The sequence below is a fragment of the Bacillus sp. TH25 genome (assembly GCF_016650935.1).
Lineage (GTDB): Bacteria > Bacillota > Bacilli > Bacillales > Bacillaceae_G > Bacillus_A > Bacillus_A mycoides.
In genome coordinates this window covers 1-15,257 of record NZ_JAEKEU010000002.1, presented here as the reverse complement: position 1 = coordinate 15,257, position 15,257 = coordinate 1, and the positions used below count along the sequence as shown (strand labels likewise).

Annotated in this window: 18 protein-coding genes and 5 pseudogenes; 18 read left to right on the top strand and 5 right to left on the bottom strand. The window is 34.9% G+C overall.

Annotated features, from left to right (window positions below; translation table 11 throughout):
- Positions 1–10: 10 nt before the first annotated feature.
- From JFT89_RS00170 to JFT89_RS00140, 7 genes are all read left to right on the top strand, one after another.
- Positions 11–1,279 carry a peptidase gene (locus JFT89_RS00170; RefSeq protein WP_002065237.1) on the top strand — a complete coding sequence of 423 codons (1,269 nt, stop codon included), beginning with the start codon at positions 11–13 and terminating at the stop codon, positions 1,277–1,279.
- Complete coding sequence (ablB, locus tag JFT89_RS00165) at positions 1,276–2,175, top strand: putative beta-lysine N-acetyltransferase (RefSeq protein WP_002085802.1); 900 nt, start codon at positions 1,276–1,278, stop codon at positions 2,173–2,175. The genes JFT89_RS00170 and ablB overlap by 4 nt, the downstream gene beginning before the upstream one ends.
- 178 nt (positions 2,176–2,353) lie before the next feature.
- Positions 2,354–3,739: an arginine utilization transcriptional regulator RocR gene (rocR, locus tag JFT89_RS00160; protein WP_002065240.1), complete on the top strand. Its 1,386-nt coding sequence runs from the start codon at positions 2,354–2,356 to the stop codon at positions 3,737–3,739.
- 210 nt (positions 3,740–3,949) lie between these two features.
- Positions 3,950–5,368, top strand: a complete 1,419-nt coding sequence (gene kamA / locus JFT89_RS00155) for a lysine 2,3-aminomutase (RefSeq protein WP_002012651.1) — start codon at positions 3,950–3,952, stop codon at positions 5,366–5,368.
- Positions 5,365–5,637: a YokU family protein gene (locus tag JFT89_RS00150; protein WP_002085797.1), complete on the top strand. Its 273-nt coding sequence runs from the start codon at positions 5,365–5,367 to the stop codon at positions 5,635–5,637. Before kamA ends, JFT89_RS00150 begins: the two co-directional genes overlap by 4 nt.
- A gap of 72 nt (positions 5,638–5,709) precedes the next feature.
- On the top strand, positions 5,710–5,925 hold the full coding sequence (locus tag JFT89_RS00145; protein WP_002085796.1) for a YozE family protein: 216 nt from the start codon (positions 5,710–5,712) through the stop codon (positions 5,923–5,925).
- A gap of 273 nt (positions 5,926–6,198) precedes the next feature.
- On the top strand, positions 6,199–6,861 hold the full coding sequence (locus JFT89_RS00140; RefSeq protein WP_002065242.1) for a hypothetical protein: 663 nt from the start codon (positions 6,199–6,201) through the stop codon (positions 6,859–6,861).
- A 4-nt stretch (positions 6,862–6,865) separates the two neighbouring features.
- On the opposite strand, the gene JFT89_RS00135 is transcribed toward JFT89_RS00140, so the two are convergent.
- Positions 6,866–7,021: a DUF3930 family protein gene (locus tag JFT89_RS00135; RefSeq protein WP_002065243.1), complete on the bottom strand. Its 156-nt coding sequence runs from the start codon at positions 7,019–7,021 to the stop codon at positions 6,866–6,868.
- 149 nt (positions 7,022–7,170) lie between these two features.
- Here JFT89_RS00135 and JFT89_RS00130 point away from each other — a divergent pair, with 149 nt between their 5' ends.
- The 5 genes and pseudogenes from JFT89_RS00130 to JFT89_RS00110 all read left to right on the top strand — a co-directional run bounded on the left by JFT89_RS00130 (position 7,171) and on the right by JFT89_RS00110 (position 9,913).
- Positions 7,171–7,350: a YozD family protein gene (locus JFT89_RS00130; protein ID WP_002012644.1), complete on the top strand. Its 180-nt coding sequence runs from the start codon at positions 7,171–7,173 to the stop codon at positions 7,348–7,350.
- Between the two features lie 110 nt (positions 7,351–7,460).
- Positions 7,461–7,642: pseudogene (locus JFT89_RS00125) on the top strand (hypothetical protein).
- Complete coding sequence (locus JFT89_RS00120; RefSeq protein WP_016094109.1) at positions 7,642–8,463, top strand: serine/threonine protein kinase; 822 nt, start codon at positions 7,642–7,644, stop codon at positions 8,461–8,463. The pseudogene JFT89_RS00125 and the gene JFT89_RS00120 overlap by 1 nt, the downstream one beginning before the upstream one ends.
- Positions 8,445–9,200: a sporulation protein gene (locus JFT89_RS00115; RefSeq protein WP_016094108.1), complete on the top strand. Its 756-nt coding sequence runs from the start codon at positions 8,445–8,447 to the stop codon at positions 9,198–9,200. The genes JFT89_RS00120 and JFT89_RS00115 overlap by 19 nt, the downstream gene beginning before the upstream one ends.
- A gap of 77 nt (positions 9,201–9,277) precedes the next feature.
- Positions 9,278–9,913 carry a phosphatase PAP2 family protein gene (locus JFT89_RS00110; RefSeq protein ID WP_016094107.1) on the top strand — a complete coding sequence of 212 codons (636 nt, stop codon included), beginning with the start codon at positions 9,278–9,280 and terminating at the stop codon, positions 9,911–9,913.
- On the opposite strand, the gene JFT89_RS00105 is transcribed toward JFT89_RS00110, so the two are convergent.
- The 3 genes and pseudogenes from JFT89_RS00105 to JFT89_RS00095 all read right to left on the bottom strand — a co-directional run bounded on the left by JFT89_RS00105 (position 9,903) and on the right by JFT89_RS00095 (position 12,096).
- Positions 9,903–10,784 (bottom strand): cation diffusion facilitator family transporter, encoded by an 882-nt coding sequence (locus tag JFT89_RS00105; protein WP_016094106.1) that lies wholly within the window; start codon positions 10,782–10,784, stop codon positions 9,903–9,905. The genes JFT89_RS00110 and JFT89_RS00105 overlap by 11 nt on opposite strands.
- A gap of 421 nt (positions 10,785–11,205) precedes the next feature.
- Complete coding sequence (locus JFT89_RS00100) at positions 11,206–11,520, bottom strand: thioredoxin family protein (protein WP_001206934.1); 315 nt, start codon at positions 11,518–11,520, stop codon at positions 11,206–11,208.
- A gap of 73 nt (positions 11,521–11,593) precedes the next feature.
- A pseudogene (locus JFT89_RS00095) lies at positions 11,594–12,096 on the bottom strand (site-specific integrase).
- 159 nt (positions 12,097–12,255) lie between these two features.
- Here JFT89_RS00095 and JFT89_RS00090 point away from each other — a divergent pair.
- Positions 12,256–12,411 (top strand): hypothetical protein, encoded by a 156-nt coding sequence (locus JFT89_RS00090; RefSeq protein ID WP_002065248.1) that lies wholly within the window; start codon positions 12,256–12,258, stop codon positions 12,409–12,411.
- A gap of 6 nt (positions 12,412–12,417) precedes the next feature.
- Here JFT89_RS00090 and JFT89_RS00085 read toward each other — a convergent pair whose 3' ends face one another.
- The gene (locus JFT89_RS00085) at positions 12,418–13,026 is read right to left on the bottom strand and encodes a hypothetical protein (RefSeq protein ID WP_016094104.1); all 609 of its coding nucleotides are present in this window, start codon (positions 13,024–13,026) and stop codon (positions 12,418–12,420) included.
- A gap of 76 nt (positions 13,027–13,102) precedes the next feature.
- Here JFT89_RS00085 and JFT89_RS00080 point away from each other — a divergent pair, with 76 nt between their 5' ends.
- From JFT89_RS00080 to JFT89_RS00065, 5 genes and pseudogenes are all read left to right on the top strand, one after another.
- The gene (locus JFT89_RS00080; RefSeq protein WP_002136160.1) at positions 13,103–13,324 is read left to right on the top strand and encodes a hypothetical protein; all 222 of its coding nucleotides are present in this window, start codon (positions 13,103–13,105) and stop codon (positions 13,322–13,324) included.
- Between the two features lie 78 nt (positions 13,325–13,402).
- A pseudogene (locus JFT89_RS30555) lies at positions 13,403–13,771 on the top strand (YqaJ viral recombinase family protein); the annotation flags it as partial.
- 133 nt (positions 13,772–13,904) lie between these two features.
- Positions 13,905–14,156 (top strand): DUF3947 family protein, encoded by a 252-nt coding sequence (locus JFT89_RS00070; protein WP_201039329.1) that lies wholly within the window; start codon positions 13,905–13,907, stop codon positions 14,154–14,156.
- A gap of 80 nt (positions 14,157–14,236) precedes the next feature.
- Positions 14,237–14,329, top strand: a pseudogene (locus JFT89_RS30865) (DNA cytosine methyltransferase); the annotation flags it as partial.
- A 645-nt stretch (positions 14,330–14,974) separates the two neighbouring features.
- Positions 14,975–15,257: pseudogene (locus JFT89_RS00065) on the top strand (ABC transporter permease); the annotation flags it as partial.

The window sequence follows — 15,257 nt, the reverse complement described above, 5'->3', positions numbered from 1 at the left end:
GTTGTAATATATGGAGCAATTAAAAAAACAAGTTTGTGATTATATTGAGGGGCATGAAGAAGAGAGTGTAAAATTTTTAACACGATTAATTCAAGAAAAGAGCGTATCTGGTGATGAAAGTGGTGCGCAGGCAATTGTTATTGAAAAGTTGCGTGAGTTAGGTCTAGATCTTGATATTTGGGAGCCTGCTTTTAATGAAATGAAAGATCACCCTTATTTCGTATCACCTCGTACAAGTTTTACAGATAGCCCAAACATTGTAGCGACTTTAAAAGGAAGTGGCGAAGGGAAATCTATGATTTTAAACGGGCATATTGATGTCGTGCCAGAAGGGGATGTAAATCAGTGGGACCATCATCCATATAGTGGAGAGAAAATAGGAAACCGCATATATGGACGTGGAACAACAGATATGAAAGGCGGCAATGTCTCACTTATGCTTGCGATGGAAGCGATTATTGAATCTGGTATTGAACTAAAAGGTGATATACATTTTCAAAGTGTAATAGAAGAAGAGAGCGGTGGGGCAGGAACATTAGCCGCTATTTTACGAGGATATAAGGCAGATGGCGTTATTATTCCTGAGCCGACGAATATGAAGTTTTTTCCGAAACAACAAGGATCAATGTGGTTTCGTCTACATATAAAAGGAAAAGCAGCACACGGTGGTACACGTTATGAAGGAGTAAGTGCAATTGAAAAAAGTATGTTTGTTGTAGAGCATTTGAGAAAATTAGAAGAGAAGAGAAATGGTCGAATTACAGATCCGTTATTTAAGGGGATTCCGATTCCAATTCCAATTAACGTGGGGAAAATTGAAGGGGGAAGCTGGCCAAGTTCTGTTCCCGATTCATTAATTTTAGAAGGAAGATGTGGTATTGCGCCGAATGAGACTATAGAGGCAGCAAAAGAAGAGTTTGAGGGCTGGATTGGTGAATTAAAAGATGTGGATAGTTGGTTTGTAAAAAATCCTGTAGAAGTAGAATGGTTTGGGGCTAGATGGGTTCCTGGTGAACTAGAAGAAAATCATCCACTTATTACAACGCTTGGGCATAACTTTGTTGAAATCGAAGGGAACGAGCCGATTATAGAAGCTTCGCCATGGGGAACAGATGGAGGTTTGTTCACACAAATCGCTAACGTACCCACGATAGTATTTGGTCCAGGAGAGACGAAAGTAGCACACTACCCAAACGAATATATAGAAGTTGATAAAATGATTGCTGCCGCAAAAATAATTGCATGTACATTACTAGATTGGTGTGAGGTGAAAAAATGAAATACTATGAATCTTTTAGTGAACAGACAAAGCATTATACAGTAGAAGGGGTTTTAGATTATTTTAATAAACGTATTAGAGTTGATCACTATACAGGAAATGTTGAAAGCATCATACAAACAATCGATGAATTAGCAAAGAAACATTCTTTCACTAAATGTATTATTAAAGGAAAGGGAGAGCATGTTTCAACATGGCTCTCTTTCGGTTTCTTACTGGAAGCAACGATACCTCATTATTTTCAAGGGCACGATGCGCACTTCTTCGTGAAATATCATAATGATGAAAGACGAAATAGTATTCATTGGACTGAGGAAGATACTATTTTAAGTGGTGTAAAAGAAAAAGAAGTGAAAGAAAAAATAGTCCCAGAGGAATTTGTGTTAAGAAAAGCGACAGAAGAGGATGCGGAAGAATTAGCAATTGTCTTTGGAAAAGTATTTGAAGTTTATCCGACACCTTTAAATGATGGGAATTATGTAAAGCAGACGATGAAGGAAGACGATACAATTTACTATGTTTATGAATTCGAGGGGAAAATTATTAGTACAGCATCTGCTGAAATGAACGTGAAAGAAGGTAATGCAGAATTAACGAATTGTGCTACATTACCTGAATATCGAAAACATGGTTTCATGAAAAGTCTGTTAATTAAATTGGAGGAAGAGCTCCAAGAAAAATCTATTTTTTGTTCTTATACAATTGCTCGCTCGCTATCTTTCGGTATGAATGCAGCCTTTCATCAATTAGGCTATACATATACGGGAAGGCTTGCGAATAATTGCTACATTTTTGATAAGTTGGAAGATATGAATATATGGGTGAAAGATTTATCCAGCTATTCGAAAGCAGTAAGACTCCCGCCTCAAAATTCGGCTGTAAAGCAAAGAAGTTAGGTGGGAGTCGGGTTAATAATAAAGCCCCACTGATTAAAGTTTCACTTAACCATAAATAAGCAATAAAAATATATACACATTTCATCAAAATAATAGAACGGAATTGACATGCTTATAATCGCACAGAGGGTGCCGAAAATTCGGCGTTGAATTTGCTGGATTTTCGGCAAAAGGGGGGATGACATTGCTAGCAGTTTCGACACAGGAAGTCATTGAAGCGATTTTGGGCAGTATAGATGAGGCCATACATGCAGTAGATGAAAATGGGATTACAATATTTTATAATACAGTTGCTGCAAAACATGATGGATCTAAAATTGAAAATGTGCTAGGAAAGCATTTATTAGAAGCATTCCCGTCATTATCCAGAGAAACAAGTACATTGATGAAAGTATTAGATACAAAAAAACCAATCGTACACCAAGTTCAACATTACCAAAATTTAAATGGGGAAGACGTTTGTACGGTCAATACAACGTTACCTATTTTAATAGATGGAAATATTGCTGGTGCTGTAGAAATTGCGAAAGATTATTCTACTATTCAAAAGCTTACTGATACGATTGTAGATCTACAATCGAAAATAAAACGATCGACTAGCAAAAAAATGGTGAAAAAGCATGTTGCATTCGAGACAATTGTAACTGATGATTCCCGCTTTAAACAGACGAAAGAGTTAGCACAAAAAGTAGCGCCAACCGATGCGAATGTTTTAATATATGGTGAAACTGGAACGGGGAAAGAGCTATTTGTGCAAGCGATTCATGAAGCTTCTAAACGAAAAAATAAGCCGTTTATTGCACAAAACTGTGCAGCTTTGCCAGAGTCGCTATTAGAAAGTTTGCTGTTTGGCACGACAAAAGGTAGTTATACAGGGGCAATCGAACGAGCAGGATTATTTGAACTTGTAGATGGAGGGACATTATTTTTAGATGAACTGAATTCAATGCCGCTTGATTTACAAGCAAAAATGCTACGTGTATTAGAAGATGGAGTTATTCGTCGCATTGGTGATAATAAGACGAGAAAAGTAGATGTTCGCGTTATTACTGCAATGAATCAGCCTCCAGAAGTATGTTTAAGAGAAAATAAAATTCGCACTGATTTATACTATCGATTAAATGTATTTTCATTATATATCCCGCCGCTTCGCGAAAGAACTGAGGATGTACTGTTATTAGCGTCTTACTTTTTGAAAGAATATAATAAAAGTTATAAAAAAGGTGTACTTCAAATTGATAAGGAAGCGAAAGAAAGATTACAAGCTTATCAATGGCCTGGAAATGTTCGTGAGTTAAAGCATACGATTGAACATGCTGTCATTATTACAGAAGGGAATTCGTTAACAGCAAATTGCTTGCCACGAACATTTCGGAAAGAGAAACTTCCGAAGAAGAAAAGTATATTACCGCTTAGGGAAGCTCTTCATCAAACGGAAAAGGAATTAATAGATCAAGCGTTAATTGAAACGGAAGGGAATATTTTGCAAGCAGCAAAAATGTTAGGTATTCCGCGTCAAACGCTTCAATATAAACTGAGCAAGTACGACAAAACCGCCGAATAATCGGCGGTTTTTGTGTGTTTGCACCAATAAAAGAGCGTTTACATATATAACCAGTAATGAATATGATAGTAAATATCGTTTTAGTACAGCACTTAAAAATATTTATTCTCTTATATAATAGGGTATTTCTCGCATTTACTTATCAAGAATATGAAGTTGGCATAATTATTGCTTATATAAAGGATGAGCGTATAAAAAGGGGGAATAGCAATGTTACATGATGTATACAAACCAAATCGTCACTGGAAGGATATTGAATTATGGAAAGATGTTACAGAAGAACAATGGAATGATTGGGTTTGGCAATTAACGAATACGATCAAAACTTTAGATGATTTAAAGAAAGTAATTAACTTAACACCTGACGAAGAAGAAGGCGTTAAAATTTCAACGAAAACGATCCCGTTAAACATTACACCGTACTATGCTTGGCTAATGAATCCTGATGACCCACGCTGTCCGATTCGGATGCAATCAGTACCGATTTCGGAAGAGTTATATAAAACAAAATATGATTTAGAAGATCCTCTTCATGAAGATGAAGATTCACCAGTTCCAGGATTAACTCATCGTTATCCAGACCGCGTACTATTTTTAGTAACGAATCAATGTTCTATGTATTGTCGTTACTGTACACGTCGTCGTTTTAGTGGACAAATTGGAATGGGCGTACCGAAAAAGCAATTAGATGATGCGATTGCTTATATTAGTGAAACACCACAAGTACGTGACGTTTTAATTTCTGGCGGTGATGGACTTCTAATTAATGATAAAATTTTAGAATATGTATTAAAGAATTTACGAGCAATCCCGCATGTCGAGATTATTCGTATCGGAACGAGAGCACCAGTTGTATTCCCGCAGCGTATTACAGAAAACCTGTGTAACATTATTAAAAAATATCATCCAGTATGGTTAAATACGCATTTTAACACTTCTATTGAGATTACAGAAGAATCGAAACTAGCATGTGAAATGCTTGCAAATGCAGGTGTTCCAATTGGAAACCAAGCTGTAATTTTAGCTGGAATTAATGACAGCGTTCCAATTATGAAAAAACTTATGCATGATTTAGTGAAAATTCGTGTTCGTCCATATTACATTTATCAATGTGATTTATCAGAAGGTATCGGTCATTTCCGTGCACCAGTTTCGAAAGGTCTTGAAATTATTGAAGGCTTACGTGGACATACGTCTGGTTATGCAGTACCAACGTTCGTTGTCGATGCACCGGGCGGAGGCGGAAAAATTGCGCTTCAGCCAAACTATTTAATTTCACAAAGTGCGGATAAAGTTGTTCTTCGTAACTTTGAAGGGGTTATTACAACGTATCCAGAACCAGAAAACTATATCCCAGGAAGAGCAGAAGGCTACTTTAAAGAAATTTATCCGACTTATGAAGAGAAACGTTCTGATATCGGCGTTGCAGGATTGATGAGTGATAAGAAATTTAATCTTGTTCCAGATGATTTACAACGTATGAATCGCCGTAAAGATTATGAAGTCAATGAAACGCATGCTTCTTTAAAAGATAAACGTGATAAGCGTGATCAATTAAAAGATAAAAAATATCAAGCACAAATAGCAAAGTTAGATGATGACAAAAAAAATGAGGGTGACGTAGTATGAATTGTATGTGGTGTGACAGTACAGAAGCGAAAGAAAGCTTGAATACTGTATATTGGGAATTACCAGATGGTACGAAAGCCATTGAAATCCAAGAGACACCATGTATTACTTGTTCCTCATGTGGAATGGACTATCAAGCAGACCATACTGTAAAAGAAATTGAAGATCAGTTGTTTTTAATTTATACGAAAGATTTGCCAAAACAACTAACATACGAAGAGTTGATGGGAAGACCACGTTTATTAAAAAGGAATTATTTCGACTTTTAACCAGCTTTTATGCTGGTTTTTTTCTTTTTTGCCTTGTATAATGTACCCAAGTTAGAAAGGTAGGGAATATTTTTGAAAAAGACATTTTACCATTATATGATGAAGCACCGTGCAGCTTTATTTAAAAATGAAATATCAGATTTAGCAGAGGCGATGTATGATGATTTAAGTTTTCCGAAGCAATCTGAAGACTATGATGTAATTAGTTCATACTTAGAGTTAAGTGGAATGCTAGAAAGTATGTCTATATTTGATGACGCATGGGATTTATATATACAAGAGAGATAACGATATGAAGGTTTAGGAAAATGAAAGCATAATGAATATATTACTTTGAAAGAAGTGAAGTATTCATTATGTTTTTTTATTTACAATACGTCTTGCTGTTAGAGCATAAATGAAAGGTGAAAGCTAGTTTAAATACTAGCTTTTTTGAGTTATATACAAATTCTACTTTTTTATTGAAAAAATTTATGAATATAAGCTTCTGTGATAAGCGTTTTTATGTAGGTTGCATATACTGTTATCAAAATCACGACGTTTAAAAAAGGAGAGATATAGATGGCAAAGAAAAAACAACCTAAATATAACGTAGGGGACATAGTCGTGATTACACTATATGGAACCGTTGGAAAAATTACGAATATGAAGATTTTAGATGGAGTTTACGTATACGAAGTAAATAATCACGATGGGTTTTACGTTGAGCAAACTTTGCAGCATGTTACAGAGCAAGAAATGAAAAAGGGCGACACAGAGTGGATTGAATTAAATTATAACTTTACGTTTGGTGATCTCGTGCAAGTAACTGGATATGATAAAGATGTTTTTCGTATTGTTGGTTTTCGGACAGAAGTATGGAGATATAAAAATGATGCATGGGAAGATACTATATATGAATTGTCACGAATTACTGATGGTGAATGGTTAGAAGCTGATGAATCAGATTTAACATTACTTGCCAATGCACAAACGGCAAATGCAATTTTGAAGAAAATGAAACAAGATAAAGCTGGTATGAATAAATTGGATTTAGGAAAATTGAAGTCGATTAACAATTCGAAAAAAGTAAGTGTAAAGACGAATCGCCAAGAAATTATTGATGGGTTATTAGATATTTATAATGATTATCATTTATTATTCGATACATTTAAAGATGAAGAATATAAAATTGTTATGGATGTTGTTCAAAATTATTTAGTTAAATTGACAGAGAAAAAATAGTTAACTAGAAAGAGAGAATAAATTGAACAACAACATATGCAGTATAAGGTATGCCTACAATTGTTAAAAAAATAAAAAGCCATTTAATAAGAGAGTCTGCCCATTGATCTTCATGCATGAACTCTTCTTTTGTTTGCTCTACTTCGTATTGGTATTCCATTATTATTTCCCCCTTTGGATAGCTTGTACTAACATCGTATGCCCTTTGCCTACATGATATGACTTATAAAAAAAGAAAAACTATTTTTCTAATCTCATATACATAATTTTGAGATTTTTTCATAAAACAGAAATAAAGGAGTGATGCTCATGAAGGAAATTGAAGTCGTAATTGACACGGAAGAGATTGCGGAGTTTTTTTATGAGCGACTAATTGAAAGAGGGTACGTTCCAAAAAGAGAAGAAATTGAGGACCTGGCAGATATTACATTTGAGTATTTATTAGAGAAATGCATGATTGATGAAGTTTTTGATGAAGAGGAAGATTGAAAGTAACGGCGGGCTTAACTCGTCGTTTTTTACTCTTTACAAACTTGTCACAAATATAGACAAGAATTGTTGGTATAATTAAGAGAAAATTTTATACAAGAGGTGAAGGGATGTTCAAAAAAATTATTGATTCTATATTAGGAAAGAAAAAAATCGTTCGTATTCGAGTAGTGATTATCGTCATAGAGGGCGCTCGTATTCAAGTAGCGATAATAAACGACGTTCATCTGATTATGGGCATCAGCATTATAAAAGAAAACGTAAAAGCCGAAGCTTCTTTTCAAGTAGCTGATGAAATGGCGTCGTATACTAGCTTTATTTGATAGACCACTGCGAAAAAATACAATCGTTGCAGAGCGTTATAAGATTGAATCAGTAATTGGGATGGGCAGTTATGGGGTTACATATGTCGTTAATGATTTACAAATAAATAAATATAAAGTCTTAAAACAATTAAGACAAAGCAAACAAAGATATGAGTCTGGTAGAAAATCATTTGAGCAAGAGAAAGTGATTTTACAAACATTAAATCATGCGTCAATTCCTAGTCTACATGATCATTTCATATGGGAGAAAAAGAACTTTTTTGTGATGGAGTATATGCCGGGTGAAAATTTCGAAGATTATATTTTCTTAGATGGGCATGTATATGAAGAACGTGAAGTTTTTGGGATTTTATATGAAGTACTAGGAATTGTTTCATATTTTCATAGTAAAGGCATCATTCACCGAGATTTACGTATTCCAAACATATTAATGAAAGAAAATCAGATTAGTATTATTGATTTTGGATTGGCTAAATTGAAAGGTGAGGGTGATGCGCGAGCTATAACTTATGAAGGTGAACAAGCTTTGATGCGAGAAGTTCACTTTCGTAGCGATTTTTATGCGCTCGGTCATTTCGTATTATTTTTATTGTATGCTGGTTATGAATCGACTGAAAAAAAGGAAAAACCTTGGTATGAAGAGTTAGTGCTGGAAGAATATAATCTCGACATGCTGATGCGAATGTTACAAATGAAAGCGCCATACTATGAAAATGTACAAGATTTGAAAAAAGATGTAGCTTACGCTTTAGAAAGGATGGAGACTCCATGTTTCAAAAGTTTTTAGCAAGCGTTGGTATTGGTAGTGCAAAAGTAGATACTGTTCTTGAAAAAGATGAGTATATAGTTGGAGAAGAGATAGTAGGGAAGGTACATATAACTGGAGGTTCAGTTAGCCAAGAAATTGAAAGCATTTACTTAACGTTGTCGACGTCATATGTAAGAGAAGTGGATGATAAAAAAGTAACGTCAACGTATGATTTGGAGCGAGTTCGTTTAACAGATCCATTTTCTGTAGAGCCAAATGAAAAAGTGGAAATTCCATTTTCGTTTTTAATGCCAATTGAAGTACCACTAACACTTGGAATGAAAACGGTTTGGGTTCATACAGGCCTTGATATTAAACGCAGTATTGATCCAAGTGACCGTGATTATATTCAAGTGTTGCCGAATGCGCTATTGAACAGTGTATTAAATAGTGTAAATCAATTAGGTTTTAAAGCGCGTCATATAGAATGCGAAGAATTACCGTATCGATTACGTAAGCAAGTTCCATTCGCGCAAGAATTTGAGTTTATTCCAGTTTCCGGAGAGTATTATGGGAAATTAGATGAATTAGAATTATTAATTTTGCCAAGTGCCCATGACCGATTAGAAATTATTATGGAAGTAGATAGAAAATCACGTGGATTAGCTGGTTTGTTCGCGGAAGCGCTAGATCTTGATGAGAAGGTTATTCGCTTTACAGTAACAAGCGAAGATATTCCAACGATGCAGCAAAAAATTAACAATAATATTTTTTAATAAACTATGCATAAAAAAGAAATGGAGAGGAAAACTAAAACAACCGCTCCATTTTTTTGCATAGTGAGGTTATGTATGTGAAACGATACCGACATTTATACTTGTTAAGTTGTACACTACTCATTTGTTTTGTCGCACTATCACTTTCGTATCATACCGCTTGTATTGAAAAATTTGATAATGTAGTCGCACACTTTATTCAAAGTTTCCGAAACGAGTATTTGACAACCTATTTTACTTGGGTGTCCTTTATCGGTTCAAAAAGAATATATTTCCCGTTACTCATTATACTTGTAATGTATTTTCTCCTTAGAAAAAAAATATTAAGTGCATTACTTCTAACAATTAATTATTACGGATCACGTTATTTGAACAGTATGCTCAAACTATGGTACGAACGAGCACGACCTGATGTGACGCAGCTTGTTACAGCAACTGGATATAGTTTTCCGAGCGGTCATACGATGAATGCTACTGCTTTTTTAGGATTTATTGCATATGTCACAATTACAGAAGATCGTATTTCATTGCATAAAAAGTTGCTGATTATTTTTATAGCAAGCTTCGTTGTATTATCTATTTCAGTTAGCCGAATTTATCTTGGCGTGCACTATCCATCTGACATATTAGCCGGATGGGCAGCGGGCGGTAGCTGGCTCGTTTTATGTGTTATATTTCATAAGGCGTTCATTAAAAAAGAACCTATGTCATAATAGGTTCTTTTTGCATGGGCTCCACATGAATATGAGCATGGTAAATTCCGAATTTCTTTCGAAGCATATCTTCAATACTGTCAGTAATACAATGGCTTTCGCTAACATCCATTCGAGCATCTACTTCAATTGTAATATCTACATACGTTTGATTCCCATACATACGAGCACGAATATCTACAATATGTTCAACACCTGAAATATGCCCTATAGCATCAGCGTATTCATCCATTTTTTCAGGATCAATTCCATCCGTTAGCATATGAGAAGCTTCTACGAAAATTTCCCACGCGGTTTTACAAATAATAAGACCGACAATTAAAGCAGCAATAGGGTCTAAAATAGGCATTTTGAACTGTGATCCGACAATACCTATTACTGTACCAATACTTACGAGAGCATCTGATAAATTATCTTTTGCAGCGGCTTCTAACGACTTACTCTTTGTTTGAATCGCAATCTTTTTCGTATATTTATATACGAAATACATTACGACGGCAGAAAATAAAGCAACCCACGCAGCGAGTACATTAGGTGCTGCTTGTTTCGGATTTAAAAACGATTGAATTGCACTAATCACAACTTCTAATCCGACCGTTGCCATAATAAAGGAAGCAACAAGTGATGCGATTTGTTCTGCACGCGAATGCCCATATGGATGATCTGGGTCACGAGGCTTACGAGAAATTTTCAGGCCAATTAATATCGCTAAAGAAGCACCAATATCCGTTAAGTTATTCAAACCGTCAGCACGTAATGCGCTAGAGAGGGTAATATAACTGATGATGATTTTCATAGAGGATAAAAATATGTAGGCTATAATGCTGACAATAGCACCTTTATCAGCTTCTTTATGAGAAAGAGAATCCATTTTAATCACTCGCCTTTCTACAAGGAATTTCTTTCTATACATAGAGTATCAAACGAAACTCATGTGGGTCTATACAAACATTGTTGACGGTTTATAGCTTTTTAAGAAGGGGATAACAAAGTTTCGTTAAGGAAAAATATGTTGAAAAGTACAAAGTGGAAATTTATTAAATAATTAATGATGATTATGGCAAAGGGAAAGAGAACGAGAATAATGATTCTCATAATTTCTTTCATATATATTTTTTACAAAATGACTCTTTGTAATTCCCCGTGTGAGTAATATATAAGAAATGATAAAAAATTCTTGAATAAGAAGAGGAGAAAAGCATAAAAATGTTCATCTTCCATAAAGAGACAAAGGCAAAGAACAATTTGAAAATGAAAAAACCTCTGATGATTTTTCAGAGGTTTTTCGTTTCTTAGTATGCTTCTAAAAACTCAGTAACTTGCTCTTCCGTTTTTGCGTTTGCACTATGTAAGTGACCTAGCTTTTCGCCATTTTGATATACAAGTAGGCTTGGAATGCCCATTACTTGATACTCTTCAGCAATACTTGGGAACTCATCTTTATTAATAGAATACCATTCAAACTTATTGAACTCTTCCATTACATCTCCGATAAAATTGTCCATACGTACACAATCTGGGCACCATGTAGTAAAGAACTTAACAACTACTGGCTCCTCGCTTGCGATGATGTCTTTGAATTCTTTGTCAGACTTGATTTCTCTCATGTTTTGTTGCTCCTTTTTCACTTGTGATATTTTGGGTTATTTAGGCGGTGTTTTTGCCCAGAAACGAAAACTTCTAACAAAAGTTTTTCATTCCGAATAATTCGTTTGCAAATTGATCCACCGCAGTTTCCTGAAACCCTGGTACGACATGTGAGTAGGTGTCCAATGTGATGCCTACTCTTTTATGTCCTAATCGTTCACTGACAATCTTCGGGTGAATACCCTGTTGCAACATTAATGTTGCATGAGTATGCCTTAGATCATGGAAACGAATATCAGGAACCCCACTTTTCTTTATAAGCTTTTTCAGGAGCTGTGTCAAACTTCTGAAACGGCAGACCAAATCGTAGTCATTATAGCGTTTATCATATCGCTCTTTTTTCTCAGAGATTTTTTGCAGATGGTCATTTAGTACCATTAAAGTAATGTCAGGCAAAATCAGCAATCTCTTTCCTGAAGAGGTTTTTAGTTCATGGAATCCCTTTGTAATGTGAGAGAGGGAACGGTTAACAGATAACGTTCGTCTCTCAAAATCAATATCTTTCCATTGTGACCTAAGATTTCACCTTTACGCATTCCACATGTAATAGCAAGAAGATAAGCGATATAATAACGGTTTTCTTTTGCATGTTCTAAAAAACGAAGAACTTCTTCATCGGTTAAAAAGCTAGGGTGTTAACGCTGATTTAGTGGAGAGAGCTCATTATATCACTCTTTCGGAGGAGGTGAGTTAGGATGCGGAAATGGTTAAAGAAACTATTTTCGAAAAAACGCCCACCCTGCATTGTTCGTGAGGAACAAGAAGGTGAGCTTCAATTAAACGAAACTGATAGGATATGTGAAAATTGTGCCCAAATTATGCATGGAAAAGGCATTGAAAGAGATGAATAGTACTCTTTACATCTTATCCCATATATAACAAAGCTGGTTAGCTTCTGATTCAAGCGCTATTAAATGATCATTATTAATAGAGTTATTCGTATACATTCTGTTCTTTTGGATGTTAAGAACCGTATAATTCACATCGTTATGTTCATTTGAAAATGTCGATTCGTTTAATAATGTCAGCGTTGAGTTGATGTTGTATTTATCAATTCGCTCTTTTTTTCCTTTGAAAAACAGTTTGATAAGATGCGGCTCATCATTAATGAGCAAACCGAGTTCAGGTGATGAGCGGACGATTAAATCATCTGATATCCAATGTGATTTACCTGGATCGAACCAAGAGACGTCTTTGTTTTTAATAAATTTTTTGTACTGTTTTATGACATCAATGTAGTTTTTCTTTTTCTTCTGATCAACCGTTTGCACTAATGTTTCGAAACATTCAAAAGGTAGTTCGTTTTGATGAAATTTAATAACAGTGTCTCGTAATTGTTTCCAGTAATCAAAAGCTGGTTGGTATTCCGGTTGAGATTTTAGATTTTTTACAAAGTTTGTTTTAGCTGCACTACTTTTCAGTGTGAAGTCTAGAAATTGTGTAAGTCCTACTTTAATTTCTGCCATATTACACCCCCTTTTCAAACATTACTAATTCGATAATGGAAAGGAAAATCCTGCATTTTTTAAGGATGTGAGCTAGATGCTAGAAAACCCGATGTCCATGCACAATGGCTATGGTAAAGCTGATCCACAGGAGCAAGAAGGTATCATGACAACGTCTATCGATGCCGAAAAGTTACAAGATGCCATAAGTCGAGCGGTAATGATTTTACAAGAATATCCAGAAGGGGCGGAACCTGAGGGTGTGAATGTGGGCATTAATGAAGCGTTGGAATTGTTACAAAAGTATTTGAGGCAATAAAAAAGGACTCACGGCAATGAGTCCTTATAAAAAATATATGTTGGTACCAGCATATCACGGAAGGTGAGTGAATAGAACATGCAAGCGAAAGTATTGGTTAACACACTAAACATGGACCACACTCAGTGGTTGCAAGCTATTGGTGGCTCAGATGTTTCTGCAATCGCAGGTTTAAATAAATGAAAATCAGCAGTTCAAGTATTCTTTGAAAAAACACAAGCGATTGAAAAGGAAGATGTACAAAGTGAATCGGCATATTTCGGAAACGTTTTGGAAGAGGTAGTTGCAAAAGAATTTTCCAAGCGTACGGATTTAAAGGTACAACGCAGAAATGCAATCTGGCAGCATCCTGAATACTAGTGGATGATTGCAAATGTAGACCGATTGATTGTCGGTGAAAAGATTGGCCTTGAATGCGAAAAATCGCCGGAATATTTCGGGAAAGAGTGAGGGTCAAAAGAAGGAAGGTGAACAAAAACGCTATTTGAATAAAAGCTAGTGAACTAGTTTTTAACACTCACTGAAATTAAGAATCATAACATACTTTGTAATAACTTATATGGAAGTGAGTTGAATAATAATGTTTTATTCATATTTTGATACCCGAGATAGAATGCGTTCGTATGGTACGGCGGGTATTACGTATAGCGGAGCACAAAGTACAATTCAAGCTGTTCAACAAGCGTTACAAGCACAGCAGCAAATGCAACAAATACAGCAAGGCATACAACCGTACTATCCATCTATGGAGTATTATTACCCAATGCATCATATTACACCATACGGAATTTCTGTTTCAACAATTCCATATGGAACTGTATACAATTTATAAAAATATGCGGGGGAATAAATTTAAGTATTTATATAAGAGCGCAAGTACAGAGCGCCCTTATAAGGAATGATTCGTATCTAGGGAACAATTATAAAATTTTAGATATTGGAATGAGAATGTTACAACCTCATGAGTTATATGCAGCGCAAGGATTCTTAAGTGGGGATATTATTTTTCCAAAATGAAAGGTGACGATAAGAATGATGAGAGAGGAATTTGGCAAAAATTATTGCCAAGTGTTTATAAATTTTGGATGCTTTACTATAAAAAAATATGAAAAAAGGCCCTGTTGTCTCCAACAGAGCCTTTCCTAAAATGGCAAAGAGTAACTCTTACCTTACTCCTTGTCCATAGAATACACAAAAACCTTATGTTTGTACAGGTCAATAATTTACAATAATGATATTTGAATATAATGCTTACAGGTAATTCTGAAGGATGAAAAAGTATTTGTTATAGAGTAAGTATTGATTTTAAAGTGTTTTTAAGAGAATATTTACAACTCAACGATAATAAAGGAATATTGAAATAATAAAATATGAAATATTGCATATCTCACTGAACAATATAGTCTATTCAATAATAATAAAATCGTACAGAGGAGTTTTTTCTGAAAATCCGAGTTGATGAAACTAGATAATTTGTATTACTGATTTAACCAGAATATTACATGAGTGCTTTGTTTTTAAAAGTTATACTTTCTCTTCGCTCTGCCTTATGGTGGAGCATTTTTATTTTTGTAATCGCAATAACCTGTCCAAACTTTCCAAGTCTAGCATACATATTATGCAGTAGTAGATTAGAAAGGAGCACTATATATGTCTTGTTATTACTACTGTAAGAATTGTGAGAGTTACAAAAAGAAAAATCATGATTGTTGTAAAAAAAGAAGTGACTATAATAATAAGTGCAGTAAAAAATATGATGATTGTTCTTGCAATCATAAGGAGAAAAACCTTGTAAGAGCATCCGCTTTTAGAGCGGTAAATACAGTTGATCAAAACCTTCCAGCCAATACTTTTGTCAAAGTATTATTTCAAAATGAACAATTTGATTTAGCGAATGAATATAACCCGGAAACATCAGAGTTTACTCCGAAGA

What these genes read in the sequence shown, in the direction of transcription:
- JFT89_RS00170 (WP_002065237.1), top strand. Translation starts at nt 11, where the DNA reads ATGGAGCAATTAAAAAAACAAGTTTGTGATTATATTGAGGGGCATGAA.
- ablB (WP_002085802.1), top strand. Translation starts at nt 1,276, where the DNA reads ATGAAATACTATGAATCTTTTAGTGAACAGACAAAGCATTATACAGTA.
- rocR (WP_002065240.1), top strand. Translation starts at nt 2,354, where the DNA reads ATGACATTGCTAGCAGTTTCGACACAGGAAGTCATTGAAGCGATTTTG.
- kamA (WP_002012651.1), top strand. Translation starts at nt 3,950, where the DNA reads ATGTTACATGATGTATACAAACCAAATCGTCACTGGAAGGATATTGAA.
- JFT89_RS00150 (WP_002085797.1), top strand. Translation starts at nt 5,365, where the DNA reads ATGAATTGTATGTGGTGTGACAGTACAGAAGCGAAAGAAAGCTTGAAT.
- JFT89_RS00140 (WP_002065242.1), top strand. Translation starts at nt 6,199, where the DNA reads ATGGCAAAGAAAAAACAACCTAAATATAACGTAGGGGACATAGTCGTG.
- JFT89_RS00135 (WP_002065243.1), bottom strand. Translation starts at nt 7,021, where the DNA reads ATGGAATACCAATACGAAGTAGAGCAAACAAAAGAAGAGTTCATGCAT.
- JFT89_RS00130 (WP_002012644.1), top strand. Translation starts at nt 7,171, where the DNA reads ATGAAGGAAATTGAAGTCGTAATTGACACGGAAGAGATTGCGGAGTTT.
- JFT89_RS00120 (WP_016094109.1), top strand. Translation starts at nt 7,642, where the DNA reads ATGAAATGGCGTCGTATACTAGCTTTATTTGATAGACCACTGCGAAAA.
- JFT89_RS00115 (WP_016094108.1), top strand. Translation starts at nt 8,445, where the DNA reads ATGTTTCAAAAGTTTTTAGCAAGCGTTGGTATTGGTAGTGCAAAAGTA.
- JFT89_RS00105 (WP_016094106.1), bottom strand. Translation starts at nt 10,784, where the DNA reads ATGGATTCTCTTTCTCATAAAGAAGCTGATAAAGGTGCTATTGTCAGC.
- JFT89_RS00100 (WP_001206934.1), bottom strand. Translation starts at nt 11,520, where the DNA reads ATGAGAGAAATCAAGTCTGACAAAGAATTCAAAGACATCATCGCAAGC.
- JFT89_RS00090 (WP_002065248.1), top strand. Translation starts at nt 12,256, where the DNA reads ATGCGGAAATGGTTAAAGAAACTATTTTCGAAAAAACGCCCACCCTGC.
- JFT89_RS00085 (WP_016094104.1), bottom strand. Translation starts at nt 13,026, where the DNA reads ATGGCAGAAATTAAAGTAGGACTTACACAATTTCTAGACTTCACACTG.
- JFT89_RS00080 (WP_002136160.1), top strand. Translation starts at nt 13,103, where the DNA reads ATGCTAGAAAACCCGATGTCCATGCACAATGGCTATGGTAAAGCTGAT.
- JFT89_RS00070 (WP_201039329.1), top strand. Translation starts at nt 13,905, where the DNA reads ATGTTTTATTCATATTTTGATACCCGAGATAGAATGCGTTCGTATGGT.